The sequence below is a fragment of the Methylobacterium adhaesivum genome (assembly GCF_022179065.1).
Taxonomy (GTDB): domain Bacteria; phylum Pseudomonadota; class Alphaproteobacteria; order Rhizobiales; family Beijerinckiaceae; genus Methylobacterium; species Methylobacterium adhaesivum.
The window spans coordinates 368312-390524 of the sequence record NZ_BPQD01000001.1 but is presented as its reverse complement, the minus strand read 5'-3'; the positions used below and the strand labels follow the sequence as shown (position 1 = coordinate 390524).

The 22213-nt window shown below is 71.2% G+C and carries 13 protein-coding genes and 1 pseudogene; 4 read left to right on the top strand and 10 right to left on the bottom strand.

Annotated features, from left to right (window positions below):
• The first annotated feature begins 76 nt into the window (after nucleotides 1-76).
• Both MFF01_RS01830 and MFF01_RS01825 read left to right on the top strand, forming a co-directional pair.
• Nucleotides 77-964 (top strand): methyltransferase domain-containing protein, encoded by an 888-nt coding sequence (locus MFF01_RS01830; RefSeq protein WP_238221403.1) that lies wholly within the window; start codon nucleotides 77-79, stop codon nucleotides 962-964.
• Nucleotides 961-1323 (top strand): DUF427 domain-containing protein, encoded by a 363-nt coding sequence (locus MFF01_RS01825; protein WP_238221402.1) that lies wholly within the window; start codon nucleotides 961-963, stop codon nucleotides 1321-1323. The genes MFF01_RS01830 and MFF01_RS01825 overlap by 4 nt, the downstream gene beginning before the upstream one ends.
• Before the next feature lie 10 nt (nucleotides 1324-1333).
• Here MFF01_RS01825 and MFF01_RS01820 read toward each other — a convergent pair whose 3' ends face one another.
• From MFF01_RS01820 to argJ, 4 genes are all read right to left on the bottom strand, one after another.
• On the bottom strand, nucleotides 1334-2893 hold the full coding sequence (locus tag MFF01_RS01820; RefSeq protein WP_238221401.1) for a DUF6880 family protein: 1560 nt from the start codon (nucleotides 2891-2893) through the stop codon (nucleotides 1334-1336).
• 70 nt (nucleotides 2894-2963) lie between these two features.
• Nucleotides 2964-3380: a (deoxy)nucleoside triphosphate pyrophosphohydrolase gene (locus tag MFF01_RS01815; protein WP_238221400.1), complete on the bottom strand. Its 417-nt coding sequence runs from the start codon at nucleotides 3378-3380 to the stop codon at nucleotides 2964-2966.
• Nucleotides 3377-4111 (bottom strand): SIMPL domain-containing protein, encoded by a 735-nt coding sequence (locus MFF01_RS01810; protein WP_373319602.1) that lies wholly within the window; start codon nucleotides 4109-4111, stop codon nucleotides 3377-3379. Before MFF01_RS01810 ends, MFF01_RS01815 begins: the two co-directional genes overlap by 4 nt.
• Nucleotides 4111-5361, bottom strand: a complete 1251-nt coding sequence (argJ, locus tag MFF01_RS01805) for a bifunctional glutamate N-acetyltransferase/amino-acid acetyltransferase ArgJ (RefSeq protein ID WP_238221398.1) — start codon at nucleotides 5359-5361, stop codon at nucleotides 4111-4113. The genes MFF01_RS01810 and argJ overlap by 1 nt, the downstream gene beginning before the upstream one ends.
• Before the next feature lie 256 nt (nucleotides 5362-5617).
• Between argJ and MFF01_RS01800 the strand changes: the two genes are divergently transcribed.
• Nucleotides 5618-6049: a response regulator gene (locus tag MFF01_RS01800; RefSeq protein WP_373319588.1), complete on the top strand. Its 432-nt coding sequence runs from the start codon at nucleotides 5618-5620 to the stop codon at nucleotides 6047-6049.
• A 157-nt stretch (nucleotides 6050-6206) separates the two neighbouring features.
• Here MFF01_RS01800 and addA read toward each other — a convergent pair whose 3' ends face one another.
• The 5 genes from addA to MFF01_RS01775 all read right to left on the bottom strand — a co-directional run bounded on the left by addA (nucleotide 6207) and on the right by MFF01_RS01775 (nucleotide 18013).
• Nucleotides 6207-9653, bottom strand: a complete 3447-nt coding sequence (gene addA / locus MFF01_RS01795) for a double-strand break repair helicase AddA (protein WP_238221396.1) — start codon at nucleotides 9651-9653, stop codon at nucleotides 6207-6209.
• Nucleotides 9653-12817: a double-strand break repair protein AddB gene (gene addB, locus MFF01_RS01790; RefSeq protein WP_238221395.1), complete on the bottom strand. Its 3165-nt coding sequence runs from the start codon at nucleotides 12815-12817 to the stop codon at nucleotides 9653-9655. Before addB ends, addA begins: the two co-directional genes overlap by 1 nt.
• A 220-nt stretch (nucleotides 12818-13037) precedes the next feature.
• The gene (locus tag MFF01_RS01785) at nucleotides 13038-13775 is read right to left on the bottom strand and encodes a nucleotidyltransferase family protein (protein ID WP_238221394.1); all 738 of its coding nucleotides are present in this window, start codon (nucleotides 13773-13775) and stop codon (nucleotides 13038-13040) included.
• A 59-nt stretch (nucleotides 13776-13834) separates the two neighbouring features.
• Complete coding sequence (tsaE, locus tag MFF01_RS01780; RefSeq protein ID WP_238221626.1) at nucleotides 13835-15364, bottom strand: tRNA (adenosine(37)-N6)-threonylcarbamoyltransferase complex ATPase subunit type 1 TsaE; 1530 nt, start codon at nucleotides 15362-15364, stop codon at nucleotides 13835-13837.
• A 159-nt stretch (nucleotides 15365-15523) separates the two neighbouring features.
• Nucleotides 15524-18013 (bottom strand): sensor histidine kinase, encoded by a 2490-nt coding sequence (locus MFF01_RS01775; RefSeq protein WP_238221393.1) that lies wholly within the window; start codon nucleotides 18011-18013, stop codon nucleotides 15524-15526.
• 389 nt (nucleotides 18014-18402) lie between these two features.
• Here MFF01_RS01775 and MFF01_RS22005 point away from each other — a divergent pair.
• Nucleotides 18403-20094: pseudogene (locus MFF01_RS22005) on the top strand (methyl-accepting chemotaxis protein).
• 303 nt (nucleotides 20095-20397) lie between these two features.
• Here the strand turns inward: MFF01_RS22005 and ahcY are convergent.
• Entirely contained in the window at nucleotides 20398-21798 is a 1401-nt protein-coding gene (gene ahcY / locus MFF01_RS01760; protein ID WP_238221392.1) for an adenosylhomocysteinase, read from the bottom strand.
• Between the last annotated feature and the right edge of the window lie 415 nt (nucleotides 21799-22213).

Genomic DNA, 22213 nt, shown 5'->3' with positions numbered 1-22213 from the left:
CCCGCGACGAACGCCTTCCCTGGTCGCGAAGCCGGGGGCACGCCATGTTCATCGCTCCACTGACGTTCCGGACCCGATGACGCGACCGCCGCCCCTGTTCGACACCACCCTCGCCCGGATGCGCCTCGCCCGCGCGCGGCGGGCCGGATACGCCGACTTTCTCCTTGCCCGAGCCGCCGACGACCTCGACGATCGCCTGGGCGCAGTGCTGCGGCGGTTCGACCAAGCCGTCGATCTCGGCACGCCGACGCCGGAGGCGGCCCTGCGCCTGAGAGCGAGCGGGCGATGCGACGCGGTGCTGCGCATCGCCCCCGTGCCGGAGGCGGGATCGGGTCTCGCCGTGGGCGACGCCGAGGCCCTGCCCCTGGCGCCCGCCGCCTTCGATCTCGCCGTGTCCCTCCTCGCCCTCCAGCACGTCAACGACCTGCCGGGCGCCCTGGCGCAGCTGCGCCGCACCCTGAAGCCGGACGGATTGTTCATCGGCTGCCTGCTGGGCGGGCGCAGCCTCACGGAATTGCGCCAAGCCTTCGGACAGGCCGAGAGCGAGGTCGAGGGCGGGGTCAGCCCCCGCGTCGCCCCGTTCGCCGAGGTCCGTGAAATGGGAAGCCTCCTGCAGCGGGCGGGCTTCGCCCTGCCGGTGACCGATATCGAGACGGTGACCGTGCGCTATGCCGATCCCTTCGCCCTCATGCGCGACCTGCGAGCCATGGGGCTGACCAACGTGCTCACCGAGCGCCGCCGCACGCCCCTGCGGCGGGCGACCCTGTTGCGGGCGGCGGCGATTTACGCCGAACGCTTCGCCGACCCGGACGGGCGCCTGCGCGCCACCTTCGAGATCCTGTGGCTCTCCGGCTGGGCGCCCCATGCCAGCCAGCAGGTGCCGCTCAAGCCGGGCAGCGCCCGCACCCGCCTCGCCGAGGCCCTCGGCACCACGGAACGCGATCCCATGCGGAGTCCATCATGAAGCAGCCCGGACCCGACCACCCGATTACCATCACGCCCCATACGGGCCGCGTCCGCGTGCGGGTCGGGGGCGTGACCGTGGCCGAGACCAACGCCGCCCTGGTCCTCACCGAGGCCGCTTATCCGCCGGTGTTCTACATCCCCCGCGCCGACGCGCGGTGGGACCACTTCGTGCCGAGTTCTCGCCGCAGCCATTGCCCGTACAAGGGCGACGCTGGCTATTTCAGCCTCTCCGCCGACGGCACCGAGCGGCCCGACGCCGTTTGGACCTACGAGACCCCTTATCCGGCGGTGGCGGCGATCCGCGACCACCTCGCGTTCTATCCCGACCGGGTCGATGCCATTGAGGTTTTGCCGTGAGGTCGACGAATCACTCGCGCACCTGCAACCAGAACGCGGCCTTGCGCCCATGGGCCTTGCGCAGGCCCGCGCGGTAGGCGGCATGGTCCGGCACGAGGGCGCCGGGGTCGAGGCGCGGCGCCAGGGCGTCCAGGGTCGCGAGGTGGCGTGCGCCGTGCCCGTAGGCGGCCGAGCGCCCGCGCTCCAGGATATCGTCGACGAGGAGGCGGTAGAGCCGGGCGGCGGCCAGGGGCTCGCCGGCCTCCAGGGCCTCGGCCGCCGGCACCAGGATCTCGTAGCGCCCGCCATCCCAGGCGTGCGCGGCGACGAGGCGCGCGGCCCGGTCGGGCTTCGGCCAATGGGTAAAGAAGTGCAGGGCGCGGTAGGGATCCGCATGCCCGGCAGCGTGCGCGAAGGCCCGTTCCAGGGCTTCCTCATCCTCGAAATCCGGTAGTTTTGCGAGATAGACCCTCAGCATCCCGGCGTCCAAGCTGCGCTCGAACTGGCCCCAGCGTAGATTCTGCGCCTCCGCGCCGCGTCCGAGGGCGTCGAGGATGCGGATTTCGAGGTCGACCCGTGCCCGGTCGGGGGCTTCCGGGTCGAACTGCCCGGTGATCATCTGCTCGCGCGTGACGACGACGAGGCCGCGCTTCTGTGGCCGGCGCACCCAATCGAGGGCTTCGTCGAGGCGCCCGGCCGCGAGGAGGCGCTCGGCGATCTCCGTCCGCTCCGGGCGGTCGGGCGCGGCTTCCTGCTCCAGGCGGATGAAGGCATCGACGTCACCGCGTCGGTCGGCCAGCCCCTGGCGCAGGCGCAGGATCCGGCTCCGGGCCACCTGCCGATCCCAAGACCGCGTGCCCTCGGACTTGGCCGGCGGCGGCGGCAGGGCGTCGGAGAGGCCCGTATCGAGGCGCGCGAGGGCGGCCTCGGGCAGGGTGGGGATCAGGGCATAGAGCACGTCCTCGACGAGCCCGTACGCGTCCGTTTCCAGCATCGGCACGAGGCGCAGGGCGAAGGCGGCCGCCTCCGGGGCCGCAAGGCCGCCCCCGAGGCCGGCCGCCGCGTCGGCGGCGCGGGCGAAGACGCCGTGGACCTGCCCGCTCGAATCGTCCACCCGCTCCAGCACCCCGGCGGCGGCGGCGAGGAAGCGCATTAGGCGGTCGAGCCCCGCCCGCGCGTCGAGGGCGCCGAGTTCGGCCACGATGGTGGTCAGGGTCGCGTCGAGATCGGCCGTGAAGGCGCGGCGCTTCTGCCAGTCGATGTAGCCGGCGGCCCGCTCCAGGGCCGTGAGGCGCCGGTCGATGAGGGCCGCCACCGCATCCGGACCCTGGAGGCCCGCCACCGCCGCCGTGACCAGCTTCTTGAAGGCCGGATTGCGCCCGGTCTCGTCGAGGACGAGGCGGATCAGCCGCTCCAGACCGAGTTCGGTCAGGGTCTCGGGGCTCGGCGTGGCCTTTCGCGAGGCACGCTTGGGCTTGGCGGCGGCCACGGGCTTCGCGGATGCCTTGGATTTGGCGGACCCTTTGGGCTCCGAGGCCGGCTCGGACAAGGCGTCCGGTTCGGTCTGCTTCCTCGTTGCCTTCCGCGCCATGCCGCACCGTCCTCCCGCTCACACCCGCAAGGTGTCGCCGGGAGCCCAGACCATCAAGCCCGAGGAGTCTTCAGGGCCCCAGGAGATCGATGAGGAACGGGATCAGGGGCGCGTCGGCCGGCGGCATCGGCTGGTCCTTCAGGTCGCGCGGGCGCACCCATTTCAGGGCCTGCCCCTCCATGGAGCGCGGAAGGCCGTCCCATCGCCGGCAGACATACAACGGCATCAGGAGGTGGAAATCGGGATAGGCGTGGCTCGCGAAGGTGAGGGGCGCGAGGCACGCCTCCTTCACGGCGATCCCGAGTTCCTCGGCGAGTTCGCGGATCAGGGTCTCCTCCGGGCGCTCGCCCGGATCGACCTTGCCGCCGGGAAACTCCCACAGGCCGGCGAGCTGCTTGCCCGGCGGGCGCTGGGCCAACAGCACCCGCCCGTCCGTGTCCACGAGGGCGACGGCGACGACGAGGAGGATGCGCAAGGGACCGCTCATGGGGCGATGGCGAAGGTGGCCGACACCTCCGCCGCCGTCTCGATGGTGCCGGCGACGAGGGGCACGGGGGCGCCCGTGGCCTTGGCGAGCCGGGCCATCGGCGCCGGCATCGGCGGATAGGCCGGCGACCCGGCGGCGGCCGGCGAGCGGATGGCGACGACGCGGCCGAGGGTGATGCCGGCGGCCTCGGCGAGACGGGCGGCTTGAGCGGTCGCGTCCTTCATGGCGGCGACCCGCACGGCGGATTCGGCGGCGTCGGGGTCGCGCAGGCCGAAGCTCACGCCCTCGATCCGGTTGGCCCCGGTCTCGAGGGCACGCCGCATGAGATCGCCCAGACGCGCCATGTCGGCGAGCCGCAGGCGGACGGTGTTGGCGGCGCGGTAGCCGTCGGCCCGCTCGGTCACCGTGCCGTCGGGCTGGCGCACGCTGCGGGTGACGGGCTGCAGGGTCACCGCCGTGGTGCCGATATCCGCCTCCGGCACCTTGAACGTCTCGGCGAGGGCGATGAGCCCCCTGGCGGAGGCACTCGCCGCGTCGAGGGCGGCGGCCGGCGTCGCCCCCTTCGCCTCGATGCCGATCTCCACCGCGGCGAAATCCGGCGCCGTCTCGGCCCGCGCGCGGCCAACCACGTGGATGCGGCCGTCCGCGAGGGTGGGGGCCTCCTCAGCGCAGGCGGGCGCAAGCCCGGCCGTGGCGAGAACGGCCAGGGCGAAGAGGCCGGCGCGGGGGATCACGAGCGGTAATCCCCGTTGATGGCGATGTAACCGTGCGTCAGATCGCAGGTCCAGACGCGGGCGGCACCCTCGCCGAGGCCGAGGTCGACGCGGATCTCAATATCGGATTCGCGCATGACGGCGCTCGCCGCGTCCTCGCTGTAATCCGGGTCGCGGGCCCCTTCGCGGGCCACCCGCACGTCACCGAACCAGATGCCGAGGCGGTCGCGGTCGGCCGGCTCGCCGGCCTTGCCCACCGCCATCACCACGCGGCCCCAATTGGCGTCCTCGCCGGCCACCGCCGTCTTCACCAGGGGCGAGTTGGCGATGGACATCGCGATGCGGTGGGCCGAGGCGTCGCTGGTGGCGCCCCCCACCCGCACGGTGACGAACTTGCGCGCGCCCTCGCCGTCCTTGGCCACGAGCTGGGCGAGTTCGATCAGCAGATCGTCGAGCTTGGCCTTGAAGTCGGAAAGCCGCGGGTCGGCGGCGTCGGTCACGGCGGCGTTGCCGGCCGCCCCGGTCGCGAACAGCATCAGGGTGTCGGAGGTGGAGGTGTCGCCGTCCACCGTGACGCAGTTGAAGCTCTTCCCCGTTCCGGCCGTTAGGAGGTCCTGCAGCACCGCCTGCGGCAGGGCGGCATCGGTGAAGGCGAAGCTCAGCATCGTCGCCATGTCGGGGGCGATCATGCCGGCGCCCTTGGCGATGCCATTGAGGGTCACGGTCGTGCCGTCGATGGTGGCCCGGCGCGTGGCGAGCTTCGGAAACGTGTCGGTGGTCATGATCGCCTGGGCGGCGGCGCTCCAGGCGGCCGGGCCGTCCTGCGTGCGGCCGGCGCAGTCGGCGAGCACGCCCTCGAACTTCGTGGCGTCGAGGGGCTCGCCGATGACGCCCGTCGAGGCGATGAACACCGCCTCCGGCGCGCAATCCGCCGCCCGGGCCGCGATGGCGGCGGTGAGCGCGACGGCCTCCCGGCCCCGCGCGCCCGTGAAGGCGTTGGCGTTGCCGGAATTCACCACGAGGGCCCGCGCGCCCGGGCTCGTCAGGGCCTGCCGGCACCAGTCCACGGGCGCGGAGGGGCAGCGCGAACGGGTGAACACGCCGGCGGCCTGGGTTCCCTCGGCGAGGGCGACGTAGAGCACGTCCGTCCGCCCGGAATAGCGGATGCCGGCCTGTGCCGTGGCGAGCCCGACGCCGGCGATCGCCGGCAGATCGGGCTGATGCGTGGGGGCCAGCGGCGAAACGGGAACGGTCTTGGCGGATGCCATCGGTGTCGGTCTCCGGCTGTCGGCCGCCTCGGGCAGGGCAGTCCCGGGCGCGTGCTCGGGCCTCGAATCCGGCGGCCGGGTGGTGTTGCCCCGGCCCACACCGCGCCGTCAACAGGGCTTCCGGCTCCCGGAACAAGTCGTGCGGACGCTGGATTGCTCACGAGGGGTGCTGCGAATTTGCGCATCGGGCTTGTGTCGGCGGACCGGCGTGCCTTAACGTATTGCAGTGCAACTCATTCGAGGTGACGGTCACGGCATGGCCAGGCGCGCATGGGGGGTTCCGAACGTGGAACAGACGGCTTCGTCCGGTGGCGCCTACGGCGTCCAGGTTCTGATCGCCGGGCGCCAGAAACAGTGGCGGGACGACGTCGCTGCTCAGATTCGCCGCGTCGGTTACGCCACCACCACGGTCGATTGCGGCGTGGATGCCATGACCGTCCTGGCCCTCGGCCTGCCGGTGGACGTGCTTGTCACGGACCTCGGCCTTAAGGGGGAACTCAGCTGCGTCGAGCTTGCCCTCGAGGCCCGCGCCCTACGCCCCGATCTGCGTATCGTCTTCGCGAGCGAGGGTCCTTGCGTGCGGGTCGAGCCCCCGGGATTCGAGATGGACGATCTCTACGTCGTCGAGGCCGAGCGCACCGACACCGTCGCCCTTACCGTACGGGAAGCCTTGAACGCCCGGGCGTGAGCCGGAAACGATCTCCGGCCCGAACCAAGTCCTTGGCTTTACGAAACTTCCGGCCATCGTCGGTTCTCTCTCCAGACACGATGGCCCGGCGGGAGTATTGCGAGAAACATTTCAAGCATCGTCCCGAAAGCCGCAAACCTCCTTTTGGGACGATGCTTCAGGCCGCGATCGGACCCAGCGCGGCGGCCCGTTCGCCCTCCGTCAGGCGGCGCACGGTGGGGCCCGAGGTCCAGACCAGCATCGGTACGATCCGTCGGCCCGGAAAGATCCGGGTGAGCAGGGCGGCATAGAGGGCGATCTGCCGGGTCTCCGCCTCCGGCAGGGCCACATCCTCGGCCGGCGGGCGGCCCGTCTTGAAGTCGGCGACCACCACCGTCTCGGGGCCGATGGCTAGCCGGTCGACGCGGCCGAAGACCGGACGCTCGGCTCCGTCCACCACGACGCGCCCCGACAGGGTGACCTCCGCCCGCGCATCGGGGGCGAAGAGGGCGGCCAGATCCGGATGATCGAACAGCCGGATCGTGGCGGCGACGATGGCCTTCTGCGTCGCGGCGTCGAGGGTCGGCGCGCGGGCGCGCACGAAGCGGGTCGCGGCGGCCTTGCGGTGGCGGGGGTCGAGGCGCGGCAGGTGCTCGATGAGCGCGTGGATCAGCACGCCCCGGCGCCGGGCCTGGGCGTCGCCGAGGCGCCGTCCGGGCTCGCGCCTCGGATCGGCCGCGCCCAGGGCACCCGACGGACTGAGGGGCGGCGCGGCCTCGGCCTCCTCCGGCAGCGGTACCTCCAGCCAGGACGGCACGGCCTCGGCGGCGGACGCCGGGATCGTGGCGGCGGCCGGACCGGCGGCCTCACCGCCTTCGCGCCAGAGGGTGACGGGGCCGTAGGGCCGCTCCATCACGGTGCCGGGCCCGATATTCTCCTCGATTCCGCGGCGGATCATCTCGCACCAGGCGGTCTCGGTTCCGGCGTCGTGACCGCGATAGGGAGCGACAACGAGGCGGTCGGCCGCGCGGGTCATGGCGACGTAGAGCAGGCGATGGTGCTCCTCGTGGGCCCGGGCCTGAAGGCCGGCCCTCGCCGCGCCGATGGGTTCGCTGTCGTAGGTCTTGGCGCTCGACCAGACCGGCGGCAGGCCCCCGCCGAGAGCGAGGAGCGGCGGATCGTTGCGGCCGAGCGGTTCGCTGCCGTCGATGATCACCACCAGGGGGGCCTCCAGCCCCTTGGCGCCGTGGACGGTCATCACCCGGACCTCGTCGCGGCCGGATTCGAGATCGCGCTTGACCGTATGGCCGCCCTCTCCCTGCCCCGGCACGGTGGCGTAGCGGGCGAGGAACCCGCCGAGGGAGGCCGCTTCCCCGCCCTGCTCGGCCTGTGCGGCGGTGGTCAGAAAGACGTCGATGGCATCCCCCGCCTCGCCGCCGAGGCGCGCGACCAGGGCGCGGCGGCCACCATGGGCGCCGAGGATGCTGGCGTAGAAGTTGAACGGGCCTTCGCATCCGGCGAGCCGAATCCATAGGCTGAGGGCGTCCCGCCCCCGGATCGCGGCGGGGTCGCCGGCTGCGGCGTGGCGGGCGAGCGCGTCCTCCAGGGTTTCGGATTCGTCGCGGCGCGCGGCGATGCGCACGAGGTCGTCGTCGTCGAGGCCGACCAGGGGCGTCTTCAGGGCGCCCGCCAGGGTCAGGTCGTCTGCCGGCAGGAGACCGGCGCGGCCCACGGCCACGAGGTCGTTGACGGCGATGTGGGCGGCGATGTCGAGGCGGTCCTGGCCGGCCACGGGCACGCCCAGCGCCTTCATGGCGCGGATCACCTCCTCGAAGGCCGCCGAGCGTTTGCGCACGAGAATGAGGATCTCGCCCGGCCGCCAGACCCGGCCGGTCTCGTCCCCCGTGGTGGTCCAGGTCGCGGCCGCCCGCGCGACGCGCCGCGCTGTGACGATGGCCGGGGCGCTGGCCTCGGGCGCATCGACGGGGGCGGTCCAGGCGTCGGGCTCGGCCTCGGGCTGCGGCTCGGCGACGGGCCAGAGTTCGACGGCACCGGGCGCGACGGCCCGCGCCGTGGAATGCACGGTGCCCACCGCCGTATCCTCGAAGGACAGCCCCTCGAAATGTTCCGGCACCTTGAAGGTGGCATCGACGGCGCCGAGGACGCCCCGCGTCGAGCGGAACGACAGGGTGAGGTGGACATCCTCGAACGGCAGTTCGGCGGCGGCGGCCGCCGCGATCCATTCCCGCCGGGTGGTCTCGAACTCGCGCGGCTCGGCCCCCTGAAAGCTGTAGATCGACTGCTTGGGATCGCCCACGGCAAAGCGCGTGCGCACGATCTCGCGGGCACCGGCCCCGGCGGCGAACTCGGCGGTGATCCGGCGCAGGATCTCCCATTGCAGCGGGTTGGTGTCCTGCGCCTCGTCGACGAGGACGTGATCGATGCCCCGGTCGAGCTTGTACAGCACCCAGGCGGAATCGACCCGCGCCAGCAGGTCGAGGGTCTTGTGGATCAAGTCGTCGAAATCGAGGGCGCCGAGGCGGGCCTTCTCGGCTTCGATCCGCCGATGGATCTCGGCCGCGAGGGTGAACAGGGCGCGGGTGCGCTCCAGGGCGCGCACGCCGCGCAAGGCATCGTCCAGGGGGGCGATGCGGTCTCGCTCGTCCATGAGGGCCTGGCGCGCGTCCTCCGGCACCGCCTTGGTGCCGAGACTTCGGTCGGCCTTCGGAGACCCGTCCTTGGTGAAGAACACGGCGCGGTAGGCCTCGATCCGCTCCGGCCCCTCCGCCGCCTCCGCCTCAAGGAGCTTGTCGGCCAGCCCCTCGTCGGTGGATTTGCCCGTGCGCAGGCGGGCGGCGAACGCCGTGAGGTCGCCGAGGCCGCCTTCGACGATCTCCCTCTCGACGCTGGCCACAGTCTGACCCGGCTTGAGCGCCAGGGCGGCGGCGAGGGCCGCGAACGACTTGCCGAGGCCGCCGCGATCGGCGAACACCCCCCGGGCCCGCATCGCCGCGCGGATCGTCCGGCGCAGGATGTCGCCCGAGGCCTCGGCACTGACGATGGCCCAGGCCGTCGCGAGATCGGACGCTGCACCCGAGATCGCCTCGGCATAGACCGCGCTCACCGCCGCCTCGAAGGCCGCGTCCGCGTGGTCGTCGTCCAGCACCTCGAAGCGGGCCGGCACGTTGGCCTCGAACGGGAACATGTGCAGCAGGCGCTCGCACAAGGCGTGCAGGGTCTCGATCTTGAGGCCCCCCGGCGTCTCCACGGCGCGGGCGAACAGGCGCCGCGCCACCTGCAGGGTGCTGCGGGCCGGCGTCGTGCCGGTCAGCGCCGTCAGTTCCTGCGTCAGGGTGGGCTCGTCGAGGGTGACCCAGCGGCCGAGCACCCGGAACACCCGGATCGACATGTTGGCGGCGGCCGCCTTGGTGAAGGTCAGGCACAGGATGCGGGCCGGGGGGGCGCCGTCGAGGAGCAAGCGCACCACCCGATCGGTGAGCACCTTCGTCTTGCCCGCCCCCGCATTGGCCGAGACCCAGGCCGAGGCCCGGGGATCGGCGGCCCGGCGCTGGGACGCCTGGGTGATCTCATCGACGACGAAGGCCGTCTGCACGCGCGCCGCCATCAGGCCTCTCCCTCGCCGCCGAGCGACCATTCGAGCACCCGGGCGAGGTGGTCGTAATCGCCGTAGGACTTGGCGAATTTCGGATAGGGACGCGAGGTGTAGGCCGCCTCGCCGGTGAGGAAGCGGGCGAGAAGGCCGCGCAGGCGGCCCTCGTGCTCGGCGACGATGGCGGCGACCTCCCGGTCCTCGCCCCGGGGAGGCTTGATCGGCAGGGGCTCGAACGGTTTGCGCCCGCCCGATGCGTGGACGTAGAGGAGGTCTGGCGTCACGGTGATGCGTGGCAGGCCGTCGAAGGCGCCGTGCAGGAGCATGGCCGCCTCCAGCGTGAGCTGCGGCGAGAAGCCGGCGAAGACCTCCTTGTTGCTCGGCGGCTGGCCGGTCTTGTAGTCGACGATGCAGGCGGTCCCGTCGCGACCGAGTTCGATCCGGTCCGCGCGGGCGCGCAGGGCGAAGGTCTCGTTGCCCAACGGGATCAGCCACTTGCCCGAGACTTCGCCGTGGACCCGGCGAAGGCCGTCCCGGCGCGCCGTCTCCCAATCGAGGAATCGCGCGGAGAGCCGCTGGTAGCGCGGCCACCACTCGGCATAGAGGGCCGGGTACGTACGCGCGATTCCAGCGAACTCGGCCTCGGCGATGGCCGCGAGCTGATCGCGCGCGACGCCCGGCTCGGGCAGCGCCTCCGGATGGGCCTGAGCGAATTGTCCGAGGATCTCGTGGATCAGGGTGCCACGCTCGCTCGCCCCCGGCTGTGCCGCCACCGGCTCCAGGGGATCGAGGCCGAGCACGTGCCGGGCGAAGATCACGTAGGGATCGCGCACCAGGGTCTCGATCTCGGTGACGCTCAGGGTGCGGGGGAACAGGGCCGGGTCCGGCCGGGGCTTGGGCTGGCCTAAGCGCGGCACCGGGCCGGTGCCGCGGTCGAGATGAGCAGCGTAGGCGAGGAAACGCCGCCCCCCGTCGACGGCCCGCTCCCAGCAGGTCTCCCCGGCGAAGGCCCGCAGGCGCTGGAGGAAGCGCGACGGCACCGTCGGCGCGCCCTCGCGCTTGGCCGCGCGGGTGATGACCGCGTCGTGGTGCCCGAGAGCCTGGACGAAGTCATGCGCGCTCTGGCCGATGCGGCGTTCCGGCGGGTTGAGGCCGACGCGCTCGCGCATCGGCCTGTTGAGGAAGGCGTCCGTGACGGTCTTCATCGGCCACACGCCTTCGTCGAGACCGCCCAGCACGATGCGGTCGACGGTCATGAGGCGAGCCTCCAGGAGGCCGAGGATCCGCAGGCGCGGATGCGGTCGCCCATGGCCGCAGGCGACCGGGCGCTCGCTGGCGAGGGCGGTGAAGAAGGCCGGATAATCGGAGAAACGGCCAGGCAGGAGGCCGGGCTCGGCCAATCCGAGATCGTCGAACAGCGTGTCGAGGACATCGAGGGAGGCGTCGTCGACGCCCTCGGACTCCCCGTCCTCCGGCAGGGCCAGCAGCGCCTCGACGGTGCCACGGTGACAGGCCGCGTAGGCGACGAGGTTGCCGACGCCGTCGTGGTCCGTCGCCAAGAAGCCCGCGAAGGCGGCCTCCAGGCGGGTGAGGATGTCGCCGGCGAGTTCCCAATCCAGGTCGACGAGGCGGCGCTTGGCCCGGGGCCGGCGCCCGGTGGCGCCGCGCTGGTCCGCCACCGCCTGGCGCAGACCGGCGAAGCCCGGTGCGGGGGCCGGACCGCGCAGGGCGCCGATTTCCAGGGCGGCGGCGGCCCGCACCACGTCGCGCCGGGGCAGGCCGAGGCGAACGAAGGGATGGGCCAGGAGGGTGATGATCCGCCGGGGACACAGGTCGGCGGCGCATTCGGCCGCGAGGCGCGCGAGGCGCCCGGCCCGGCTGCACGACAGGGCCTCGCCGGCCGAATCCTCGGCGACGATGCCCCAGCGGGCGAGTTCGGCCGCGACCCGGACGGCGAGAGTGCGGTTCGGGGTGACGAGGGCGGCGGTGGCGCCGGGTGTCTCCAGGGTTTCGCGGAGCGCAATGGCGATGGCGAGGGCCTCCTCGCGCTCGTCGGTGGCCTCGACCACGGCGATGCCCGCCATGCCGGCCTCGCCGAGGGCGGCGCGGGTCTCCGCTTCGAGATCGGCCCAGGCCTCCGTGGTCTCGGCGGGCCGCAGGGCCTGCGACAGGAGGGTCGCGCGGGCGCGCGGCACGGCGCCGGGTTCCCCGAGGATCGCAACCCTGGTCCGGGGGAGGTCGAGGCCGGTCGGCCCGAGGAGCCGGTGCAGGATCGCCTGCGGATGCCCCTGCGCGATCGTCTTCGACAGGCCCTCGCCGGTCTCGATGGCGTCCCATCCCGCCGGGTCGAGGTCGGTGTCGAGTCCCGGCAGCACCACGGCCCCCCGGGGCAGGCCCCTCACGGCCGCGATGAGCCGGGTCGTCGCCGGCACCGAACCGGTGGAGCCGGCGATGATGACCGGGTCGGCTGGTCGCTCCCGGCGCAGGCGGTCGGCCTCCGCGACCACGAGCCGGCGCGAGCGCGCGACGGGATCGCTCATGTGGCGCTCGGCCAGGATCCCCGGCCAATGCTCGGCGGCGATCTTCACGAAGTTCAGGGTCAGGCCGAAATAGCGCGAGTACTCGACCTCGACGGCACTGCCGATCTCATCCCACGGCACCCCCTCGACGGTCAGGGCATCCATGAGCCGTTCGAGGTCCGCGGCGAGTGCCACGGCATCGGCCGGCGAGGACGGCACGAGGAACGGCACGTCGTCGTCCATGGGAAGGAGGGTGCGGTCCACGGCCTCGGCCCATTGCTGGACGAGGCGGGCGAGGATGAGCCGGCGCTCCAGGGCGGGCATCGCCGGGGCGAGGATGTCCGGCCCGTTCTCGAGGAGGGGCGTGCTGGCGAGGTCGAGTTCGGCCTCGTCGGCCTCGCCGAGGGGCACCATGCGGGGCAGCAGGGCGGCGTGGCCCAGGCGCTCCGCCAGCAAGGCCGAGAGCGCCTTCGTGGACCGGCGTGTCGGCAGGTAGAGGGTGACGGCGGCCAGCGCGAAGGGATCCTCCCCGAGGTCGCCCACCAGCCGGCCGGACAGCAGGGCCTCGGCCAGGGTCGGCAGGAACGGCGCGCCGGGGGGGATGGTGAAGACGTGGGAGGGGGCCGCCGGGTCGTCTTGCGCTTGAGTCAGCTCAACCACCGTCGGGGTTCATCAGGAATCGCGAAGGCCCGTGGCGACAGGATGCGGCGGGCTCGGAACCGGGCACTCTAGACACGCGCTCGGGCGGCGCAACGCGGCAGCGTGAAGCCCCGCTCATCCGAACGCCGTGTGCTTCCTTCGCAAGAGCGGAGTCCAGCTTCGCGCAAGCGCCGCGCGGACTTCGCGACCCAGCCACCGCCACGATTGAGCGGACGCCGGATCACGATACCTGCGCGCTAGCCTTCACCCGTGCCTCGGCCGCCACGATGGCCTCCGGCGTCCCAACGTGGAGCCACTGGCCGTCAAGGCGCAGGCCGTGCAGGCGGTCCGCCGCGATGGCGCGGTCGAACAGCAGGTTTAGAGAGAACGCGCCCTCGGGCGTATCGGCGAACAGGCCCGGTTTCAGGATGGCGACGCCGGCATAGATGAACGGCGCGACCTCGCGCTCGCCGCGCCGTTCGAGGCGGCCGTCCGACGCCATCACGAAATCGCCCGCGCCCTCGTAGCCGAGGCTCGTGGCGGTCGGAGCAACGAGGAGGAGGATGTCCATGGTCTCGGGCGACCATGCAGTGACGAGGCGGGCGAGATTCGAATCCGGCCCCTCCAGCCAGAACGAATCCGCGTTGAAGACCACGAACGGATCGTCGCCGAGGAGCGGCAGGGCCTTCTTCACCCCGCCGCCGGTCTCCAGCAGTTCCCCGCGCTCGTCCGAGACCACGATCTCGGGCGCCGTCCGCCGCTTGCCGACATGCCCCTCGATGAGGTCGGCGAGGTAGTGGACGTTGACCACGGCCTTCCGGATTCCTCCCTCCGCCGCCCTGTCGAGGGCGTGGTCGAGGAGAGCCCGGCCGGCCACCTCCACGAGGGGCTTCGGCACCGTCGCGGTGATGGGGCGCATGCGCTTGCCGAGGCCCGCGGCAAGGACGAAGGCGTGGGTGATGCGGGGCGTGTCGGTCATTCCGGCGATGTCTCGTGGCACGCGTCTGGGCGGAACGTGAGGGTAGGCAGGGACGGACGTCAGGCTTCCTCGGGCGCCGCCTCGGGCGTGGCCTTGGACACGAGGTCCGGCAGGTGCTCGGCGTGCCAGAGGCGCAGGCGGGTCAGGGCCGGATGGGCGAGGTTGCGGGACAGGTAGCCCTCGATGCGCGGGAGATGCGCGAGGTAGCCGGACTTGCCGTCCCGCCGGTCGAGACGGGCGAAGATGCCGAGGATCTTCGTGGCGCGCTGCGCCGCCAGCACCGCATAGGCGCGGGCGAACCCCTGCATGTCGAAATCGGGCTCGCGGTTGCGGCGCTCGCGGACATAGAGCCCAAGGAGTCGCAGTTCGAACTCGGCGGTCGCGTCGACCCGGGCGTCCTGGAGCAGGGAGGCGAGGTCGTAGGCCGGATGGCCGAGCACCGCATCCTGGAAGTCAATGAGACCGATGCGCTCCAGGCCCTCGCGCTGGGGCAGCCAGATCAGGTTCGGGGAATGATAGTCGCGCAGGGTCCAGGTCGGGCGCTCGGGGATGATGCTCCCCAGGACCTCGGCCCACAGGGCGACGAATTCGGAGCGGACCGGGCCGGCGAGGTCCGCGCCCCGGATCGCCGGGCAATACCAGTCGGGCAGCAACTCGGTCTCGAACACCAGGGCTTCGAGGTCGTAGGCCGGGAGGACGTGGTCGATCCCGTCGGCCACGGGCAGGACGCCGGGCAGTTCGGTGGCGTGGAGCTTGGCGAGCAGCCGCACGGCCTCGGCGTAGCGCTCGGGGCGCGGTCCGTTGGCATCGACGACGGGCTCGGACCCGAGATCCTCGATGATGAGGAGGCCCTCGACGAGATCCTCGCCGTAGATGCGTGGCGCCGAGAACCCCAGGGCGCGCAGGCCGCGATCGACCCCGACGAAGGCGTGGACGCTCTCGGCGAGCTTGACGATGGCGCTGTAGGGCTTGCCGTTGCGCACGGCCGGGCCGTCGCTGCGGGGGGGCGAGACCATCAGCACGGCGCGGCTGCCATCGGGCTTCACGAGACGCTCGTAGAGGCGCGAGGAGGCGTCGCCCTGCATCGGGGTGCGCACCGCCTCGTCCCAACCGCTGCGCACGAGAAGGACGCGCAGGGCGCGCGCTCGTTTCAGCCGCCCCGCCATGCCGCCGGAGCCGTCGATTCGGGCGAACCGCGCCCCGTCGCCGAATTCCGCGCGTAGGGAGAGATCGACGGAGAGGATCGGCCCATCACGGGGGCCCAAGCGCTCGGGCCATTCCACCAGGGTGATGGCCGCCTCGGTCATCTCGTCGAAACCGAGTTCGACGAGTTCGTCGGGGCTGCGCAGGCGATAGAGGTCGGCATGGACGATCTGGCGTCCGTTCGCCGCCTCGTAGGGCTGGATCAGGGTGAAGGTCGGGCTCGGCACGTCGAGGTCGGGCGTGCCGGTGAGTTCACGGATGAGGGCGCGGGCGAGCGTCGTCTTGCCGCCGCCGAGCCCACCGGACAGGGCAACGATGTCGCCCGGCTGTAGAAGCTCGGCCAGGAAGCGGCCGAGATCCTCGGTGGCGCCCTCGTCGGGGAGCATGATCTCCCAGGCCGATTTCGCCTCACGCTGGGGCGTATCCGCACCGTCCTCGTTCAACGCCCAACTCCTACCGTGGCCGCGAGACGTCGCGGGGCCGCACGATGGCGACCATCATAGACGTGCATCCTTAATCAAAATCCCGGGACGGCCGAAGGCTCCCTATTCGGCCGCGGCCCGGCGCGCGTTCGTCGTGGTGATGGGAAAGGTGCAGGTGACGCGAGTGCCGGTGCCCGGCGCGGATTCGAGTTCGACGCGCCCGCCATGCAACTCGACGAAGGAGCGCACGATGGACAGGCCGAGGCCGACGCCGCGGTGGCGGGTGCCCAGGGTGTTGCTCTCGAACCGGTCGAACACCCGGGCGGCCACATCCTCGGGCATGCCGGGGCCGTGATCGACCACGGCGAGGGTGAGTTCGGTGGCGCTGCGTCGGACCTCGACCCGGACGGTCTGACCGGGCGAGGAGAATCCCACGGCGTTGGAGAGCAGGTTGAACAGGATCTGACGGACGCGCTTGCCGTCGGCGACGAAGCTGCCGATGTCCTCGGGCAGGTCGAGGTCGAGGGCGATGGCCGCCTCGGCAAGGCGGTCCTCAAGGCCGCGCACCGCCGCCTCGACGGTGGCGCGCACATCCACCACCTCGCGCGACAGCTCCAGAGAGCCGGCATCGATGGAGGCGAGATCCAGGATGTCGTTGATCATCACCAGAAGTGCGCCGGACGAACGCATGATGTGACCGGAATACTCGCGCTGGCGCTCGTTGAGGGCACCGACGGTCTCGTCGCCGAGCAGCTGGGTGAAGCCGATGATGTTGGTCAGCGGCGAGCGCAGCTCGTAGGAGACATGGTTCACGAAGGTGTCGCGCAGCTGCGAGGTGCGCTCCAGGGCGTCGTTCTTGTCGGTGAGCGCCCGCTCAACGTTCACGCTCGCGGTGACGTCGATGAGGGTGAGGAGGGTGGCGCCCTCCGGCAGCGGCTGGGCGGCGCAATCGAGGACCGTGCCGTCGACCACCTCCAGGCGACAGGTCAGACCGGCCCGGCTCTCCAGGCCGGTGATGGCCCCGCGGATGTCGAGCCAGGGCTCCTCGTTCGGCGACAGGTGGCGGCAGGCTTCAATGACGGTGTCCACGCGGGGCCGCTCGGACAGGGTGCCGGCATCCAAGCGCCACAGGGTGGCGAAGGCGCGGTTGGCGAAGGTGAGGCGACCATCGGCGCCGAACACCGCCACGGGTTCCTTGAGGGTGTCGAGGGTCTCAGCCTGCACCCGCATCAGGGCGTTGTAGCGGGATTCGAGCTTCATGTTCTCGGAGACGTCGTCGAACAGGTAGGTCAGTCCGCCCTGCGGGTTCGGATCGGCGACGACGCGCAGCGACCGCCCATCGGGCAGGTACCACCACGCCTCACGGGCTTCCACGGCGCGATAGGCGGCGAGGATATCCGCCTTCCACGACCTGAAGTCGGCCTGCTCGGGCAGCTTTCGCGAAGCGCGCAGGCGGTCGAGGATCTCGCCGTCGAGGGGCCGTCCCTCGAGGAACGGCTGGTCGAGGTCCCAGAGCTGGCGATAGGCGGCGTTGTGAAAGATCAGGCGCTGGCGGGCGTCGAACATAGCCACCGCCGTCGGCAGCTGGTCGAGGGTGCGGACGTTGGCGTCCATCTGGCGTTGAAGGTCGGCGCGGACGCTCTCCAGCTCGGACACGTCGACGGCGATGCCGACGCGGCCGGTCTCGACGGCGCTCTCGGTCACGTCGAGGATGCGCAGGCCCCCGGCCACGACGGCGGAGAGGCGCAGGGTGGCGGCCCCGCCGGACGGGCCGCGCCCCTCGTCGCCGCGGGCGACGAGGTCGCGGGCCTGCCGGTCGAGGAGTTCGAGCCCCAGGGCGGCCTCGCGGCCCTCGGCCTCGACGGCGGCGACGTAGGCGGTGTTGACCCAGGCCAGGGCGCCGTCGCGGTTGCGCCGCCACAGGGGCTGGGGAATGGCATCGAGGAGACCGCCGAGGGCCGACAGGCCGCGTCGCGCCTCCTCGAGGGTGAGGCGCAGGTCGATGAGTTCGCGGCGTTCTTCCGTGGTCTCGCGCAGGCGCAGCAGGGCACGGCCGGTCAGGGCCTGCCCGTGCGCCTCGACGAAGCGGCCATCCTGGGTGCGCAGGCTGAGGCGGAAGCCCGTACCCCGGGCGCGCAGGCCCTCGACGGCGGCGGCGAGGTCGCGCGCGTCGGAGGGCTGGAGCCAGGCCTCGAACTGCAGCAGGCGCTCGGGATCGTCGGCCGCGGGCCGGCGTCCGTCGAGGGCGAGGCCGGCATCGCCCTCGACGAGGCCGGGGCCGCGCCCGGTCCAGGTGACGATGACTTGGCGCTCGGAATTCAGCAGCATCTCGGCGCGGTCGTGGGCGCCGCGCAGGTCGGCGAGTTCGGCCGTGAGCTCGGTCTCGCGGTGGCCCCAACGGGCGCGTTCGCGCATGTGGAGCAGGGCGAGGATGGTCGAGAACACCGTCAGCCCGATGAGAATCGCGAGGCCGGCGGCGTTGTGCGTGTGCGGCCCGAGGCCGATGGCCCAGACGGACGTCTCCGGTCCGGCGGCGGATGCCGGCCCGCCGGCTGTTGCGACGACGACAGCACCGGCGCACACCACGGCGCGCGCCGTTCGATCGACCCTCATTCCGGTCCGTCCCCAAGAATCCCTGACGCGGCGCGGAACGCGCCTTCCCCGCTCGCCAACCCGAAAGGCCGGAGCGGTTCACCCCACCTGAGGAATCGCCCCCACACTAGCGCGAGGCGGAATCGTGCCGGAAGAGGCTTAAGCTTAACTTCGGCACTTTCGGCTCGTCCGCCACCGGATGATCCCAAAAAGCCACAGTGCCGGTCCCCGCCGGGAGGCGCTCGAACCCGCGGCCGGGCCGCGACTCGAACCCCGATCGCGATGTCGGAACGGAGCTGGGCGGATGGCGCACCGGTCCGACGGAGCCGATGATATTTACCAACATAAGGCAAATCTTAAGACGTTTTATTGCATCTCGAGAACCGGCAAACTAGCCGGAGCTTTCTACAATGAACTACTTCTTCGGTCTGAGCGGTCGCGTCATCGCCGGCTTTTCGATCATCATTGCCCTCATGGTCGCCCTGACGGGTTTCGCCATCACCGAAGTCCGCTCGATCGAATCGAGCCTGACGACGGCGAACGACGTCAACAGCGTCAAGCAGCGCTATGCCATCAACTTCCGCGGCAGCGTCCATGACCGGGCCATCAGCCTGCGCGACGTGGTCCTCATGTCCGGCCCCGACAACCTGCGGGAGAACCTCGCCACCATCACGCGTCTGGCCGATCAGTATGCCGCCTCGGCGGTCAAGCTCGACGCCATGATGGCGGGCGGCGGCTCGACGGAGGAAGCCCGCATCCTGGACGGCATCAAGGGCATCGAGGCGCGCACGATGCCGGTGGTGGCCGCGATCATCGAGAAGTCCCAGGCCGGCGACCTCGCCGGCGCCAAGGCGCAGCTCCTCGCGGAAGGGCGCCCGGCCTTCGTGGAATGGCTGGCGCGAATCAACCAGTTCATCGACCTGGAGGAAGCCAAGAATCAGGCCCTGACGGCCGGAACCCGGCAGGTGACGGCCAACTTCCAGACGCTCATGCTCGGGTTCTGCGGCGTCGCCCTCGTCATCGGCGCGGGTCTGGCCGCCTGGAACATCGTGTCGATCCGCCAGCTACGCCCCGTCGTGGCCCGGATGCGGGACATGGCCCAGGGGAACCTCGACGCGCCGATCGCCCCCGCCCGCGGCCGTGACGAGACCAGCGAGATCGTGGGTGCCCTGGGCATGTTCCGGGACAGCCTGATCCAGTCGCGGGAGATCGAGGCGTCCTCGGCGACCGCCCGTCTCGACGCGGAGGCTCAACGCAAGGCCGGGATGCGGGCGATGGCCGACAACTTCGAACGCGCCATCGGCACCGCGCTGAGCACGGTCTCTTCGGCGGCCTCGCACCTGCAGAACGCGGCCCAGAGCCTCACCACCGTCGCCGGTGAAACGGCGCGCCGGTCGAACAGTGTGGCCGCCGCCGCCAACGAAGCCTCCGGCAACGTCACCTCGGTGGCCTCGGCCACCGAGCAACTCGGATCGTCCGTCCAGGAAATCGCCCGGCAGGTGTCGAGCTCGTCGAGCCTGGCGCAGACGGCGGTGGCGGAGGCCACCCAGGCCGCCGCGTAGGTGCAGAACCTGAGCGACGCCGCCGCCCGCATCAGCGACGTCATCGGCATGATCTCGGCGATCGCGGGGCAGACCAACCTGCTGGCTCTGAATGCGACGATCGAAGCCGCCCGGGCCGGCGAAGCCGGACGGGGCTTCGCCGTCGTCGCCGCCGAGGTGAAGGAACTGGCCAACCAGACGGCCCGCGCCACGGACGAGATCGTGACGCAGATCAACCAGATCCAGGGCTCGACGGGTCAGGCCGTGACGGCGATCGGCACGATCACCGGCCGGATCACGGAGTTGAACAACCGGGCCGCCTCCATCGCGGCGGCCGTCGAAGAGCAGGGGGCGGCGACCCAGGAGATCGGCCGCAATGTGGCCGAGGCCGCGGCCGGCACGGAGCGGGTGACCACCAACATCGCGGGCGTCGCCAGCTCCACCGGCGAAACCGGGGCCGCCGCGACGCAGGTCCTGTCGCTCGCTACGGAACTGTCGGCCCAGTCGGAGCGGCTCGGCGCCGAGATGACCCGCTTCCTCAACACCGTCCGGGCGGCCTGAAGCCACCACCGGGATCGCGCGATCCCGGTCCGATCAAACGAAAAGGCCCGGCCAGATTCTGGCCGGGCCTTTTTCTCGTTTCGGGGGGCGATTGCGCGAGGGCACCTTCGCCTCCGGCCAGTGCCCCCCTCTCGGACGGCGGCCGCGTTCCTCATCTTCCCCCGAGGTCGCTTTCGCGCGCCTCGACGTGCCTGCGTCGGGCATGACAAGCCCCCTTCCTGAAAGGAGAGGGGAGCCGCGCCGCCCGCGCAATGCATGAAGACGGTAGCCTGAATGCGATCCGGGGCGATCGATGGGATCGTGTCAGTAGCGGTAGTGGTCGGGCTTGAACGGGCCGTTCTCGGAGACGCCGATATAGGCGGCCTGGTCGGGGCGCAGCTTCGAGAGCTTCACGCCGATCTTCTCGAGGTGGAGCAGCGCCACCTTCTCGTCGAGGGCCTTGGGCAGGGTGTAGACCTGACGCTCGTACTTGCCCGGGTTGGTCCAGAGTTCGATCTGGGCCAGCGTCTGGTTCGTGAACGAGGCCGACATCACGAAGGACGGATGGCCCGTGGCGTTGCCGAGGTTCACGAGACGCCCCTCCGACAGGAGGATGATGCGGTGGCCGTCGGGGAAGGTGATCTCATCCACCTGCGGCTTGATGTTGGACCACTGGAGGTTCTTCAGGCCCGCGACCTGGATCTCGTTGTCGAAGTGGCCGATGTTGCAGACGATCGCCCGGTCCTTCATCGCCCGCATGTGATCGAGGGTGATGATGTCCTTGTTGCCGGTGGCCGTCACGAAGATGTCGGCGCGGGGCGCGGCGTCTTCCATGGTGACGACCTCGTAGCCTTCCATGGCGGCCTGGAGGGCGCAGATCGGATCGACCTCCGACACGAGGACGCGGCAGCCGGCATGGCGCAGGCTGGAGGCCGAGCCCTTGCCGACATCGCCGAAGCCCGCGACCATGGCGACCTTGCCGGCCATCATCACGTCGGTGCCGCGGCGGATGCCGTCGACGAGCGATTCACGGCAGCCGTAGAGGTTGTCGAACTTCGACTTGGTGACGGCGTCGTTCACGTTGATGGCCGGGAAGAGCAGCTTGCCCTCCTTGGCGAGGTTGTAGAGGCGGTGCACGCCCGTGGTGGTCTCCTCCGAGACGCCCTTGATCGACTCGGCGAGACCCGCGAACCAGCCCTTCGGCTTCTCGGCGAGCTTCTTCTTCAGGAGAGCGAAGAAGATCTCCTCCTCCTCCGACTCAGGCTTGTCGAGGAAGGCGGTGTCGCCGTTCTCGGCGCGCAGGCCCAAATGCACGAACATGGTGGCGTCGCCGCCGTCGTCGAGGATCATGTTCGGCATGCCGCCGTCATGCCAGTCGAACAGCTTCGACGTGTAGTCCCAGTACTCCTCCAGGGTCTCGCCCTTGATGGCAAAGACCGGGATGCCGGCGGCCGCGATGGCGGCGGCGGCGTGGTCCTGCGTCGAGTAGATGTTGCACGACACCCAGCGGATGTCGGCGCCGAGCGCCTTGAGGGTCTCGATGAGCACGGCCGTCTGGATCGTCATGTGCAGCGAGCCGGCGATCTTCGCGCCCTTGAGGGGCTGCGACGGACCGTACTCCTCGCGCGTCGCCATCAGGCCGGGCATCTCCGTCTCGGCGATGGAGATCTCCTTGCGGCCGTACTCGGCGAGCGCGATGTCCTTGACGATGTAATCCTGGGCCATGGGAGCTCCGTGTCTCTCTGCTGCGTGTTGGCCGGGGCTATAGCAGGCGACGGGACGCGAGGCAATCAAGACATAAAGATGTCTTTATGCGACCCGCGACCTACCCCACGGCGCATGCGGGCGTCGTGGACCCCTACGGGCTTCGGACCCGGTCCCACGCCTCGAACCAGACCTCCGGGTGCCCCCGTCCGTTCGGGCGGCCGCAGCGATCGACCCAAGGCTAGGCACAATCGAGACCGGCGCATCCGCGCCACACGTTTACGAAGCGAGCCTAATCCCCGACGATAGTGTTTCATGATGAGAGGGATGATCTTCCCTAAGTCATCCGTTTTTCGAAACTCGGTCCTCCCCGATCTGGATTGCCCCGCCCGGAGAACGTCCCTAAGGCTATAACCAAGACGCGCGCCCCTCGAAG

Excerpts from the sequence above, each read along its gene's own strand:
- addA (WP_238221396.1), bottom strand. The coding sequence starts at position 9,653 with ATGGCGGCGCGCGTGCAGACGGCCTTCGTCGTCGATGAGATCACCCAG.
- MFF01_RS01830 (WP_238221403.1), top strand. The coding sequence starts at position 77 with ATGACGCGACCGCCGCCCCTGTTCGACACCACCCTCGCCCGGATGCGC.
- MFF01_RS01820 (WP_238221401.1), bottom strand. The coding sequence starts at position 2,893 with ATGGCGCGGAAGGCAACGAGGAAGCAGACCGAACCGGACGCCTTGTCC.
- tsaE (WP_238221626.1), bottom strand. The coding sequence starts at position 15,364 with ATGCTCCCCGACGAGGGCGCCACCGAGGATCTCGGCCGCTTCCTGGCC.
- MFF01_RS01800 (WP_373319588.1), top strand. The coding sequence starts at position 5,618 with ATGGCCAGGCGCGCATGGGGGGTTCCGAACGTGGAACAGACGGCTTCG.
- ahcY (WP_238221392.1), bottom strand. The coding sequence starts at position 21,798 with ATGGCCCAGGATTACATCGTCAAGGACATCGCGCTCGCCGAGTACGGC.
- MFF01_RS01775 (WP_238221393.1), bottom strand. The coding sequence starts at position 18,013 with ATGAGGGTCGATCGAACGGCGCGCGCCGTGGTGTGCGCCGGTGCTGTC.
- MFF01_RS01825 (WP_238221402.1), top strand. The coding sequence starts at position 961 with ATGAAGCAGCCCGGACCCGACCACCCGATTACCATCACGCCCCATACG.
- MFF01_RS01815 (WP_238221400.1), bottom strand. The coding sequence starts at position 3,380 with ATGAGCGGTCCCTTGCGCATCCTCCTCGTCGTCGCCGTCGCCCTCGTG.
- argJ (WP_238221398.1), bottom strand. The coding sequence starts at position 5,361 with ATGGCATCCGCCAAGACCGTTCCCGTTTCGCCGCTGGCCCCCACGCAT.
- MFF01_RS01785 (WP_238221394.1), bottom strand. The coding sequence starts at position 13,775 with ATGACCGACACGCCCCGCATCACCCACGCCTTCGTCCTTGCCGCGGGC.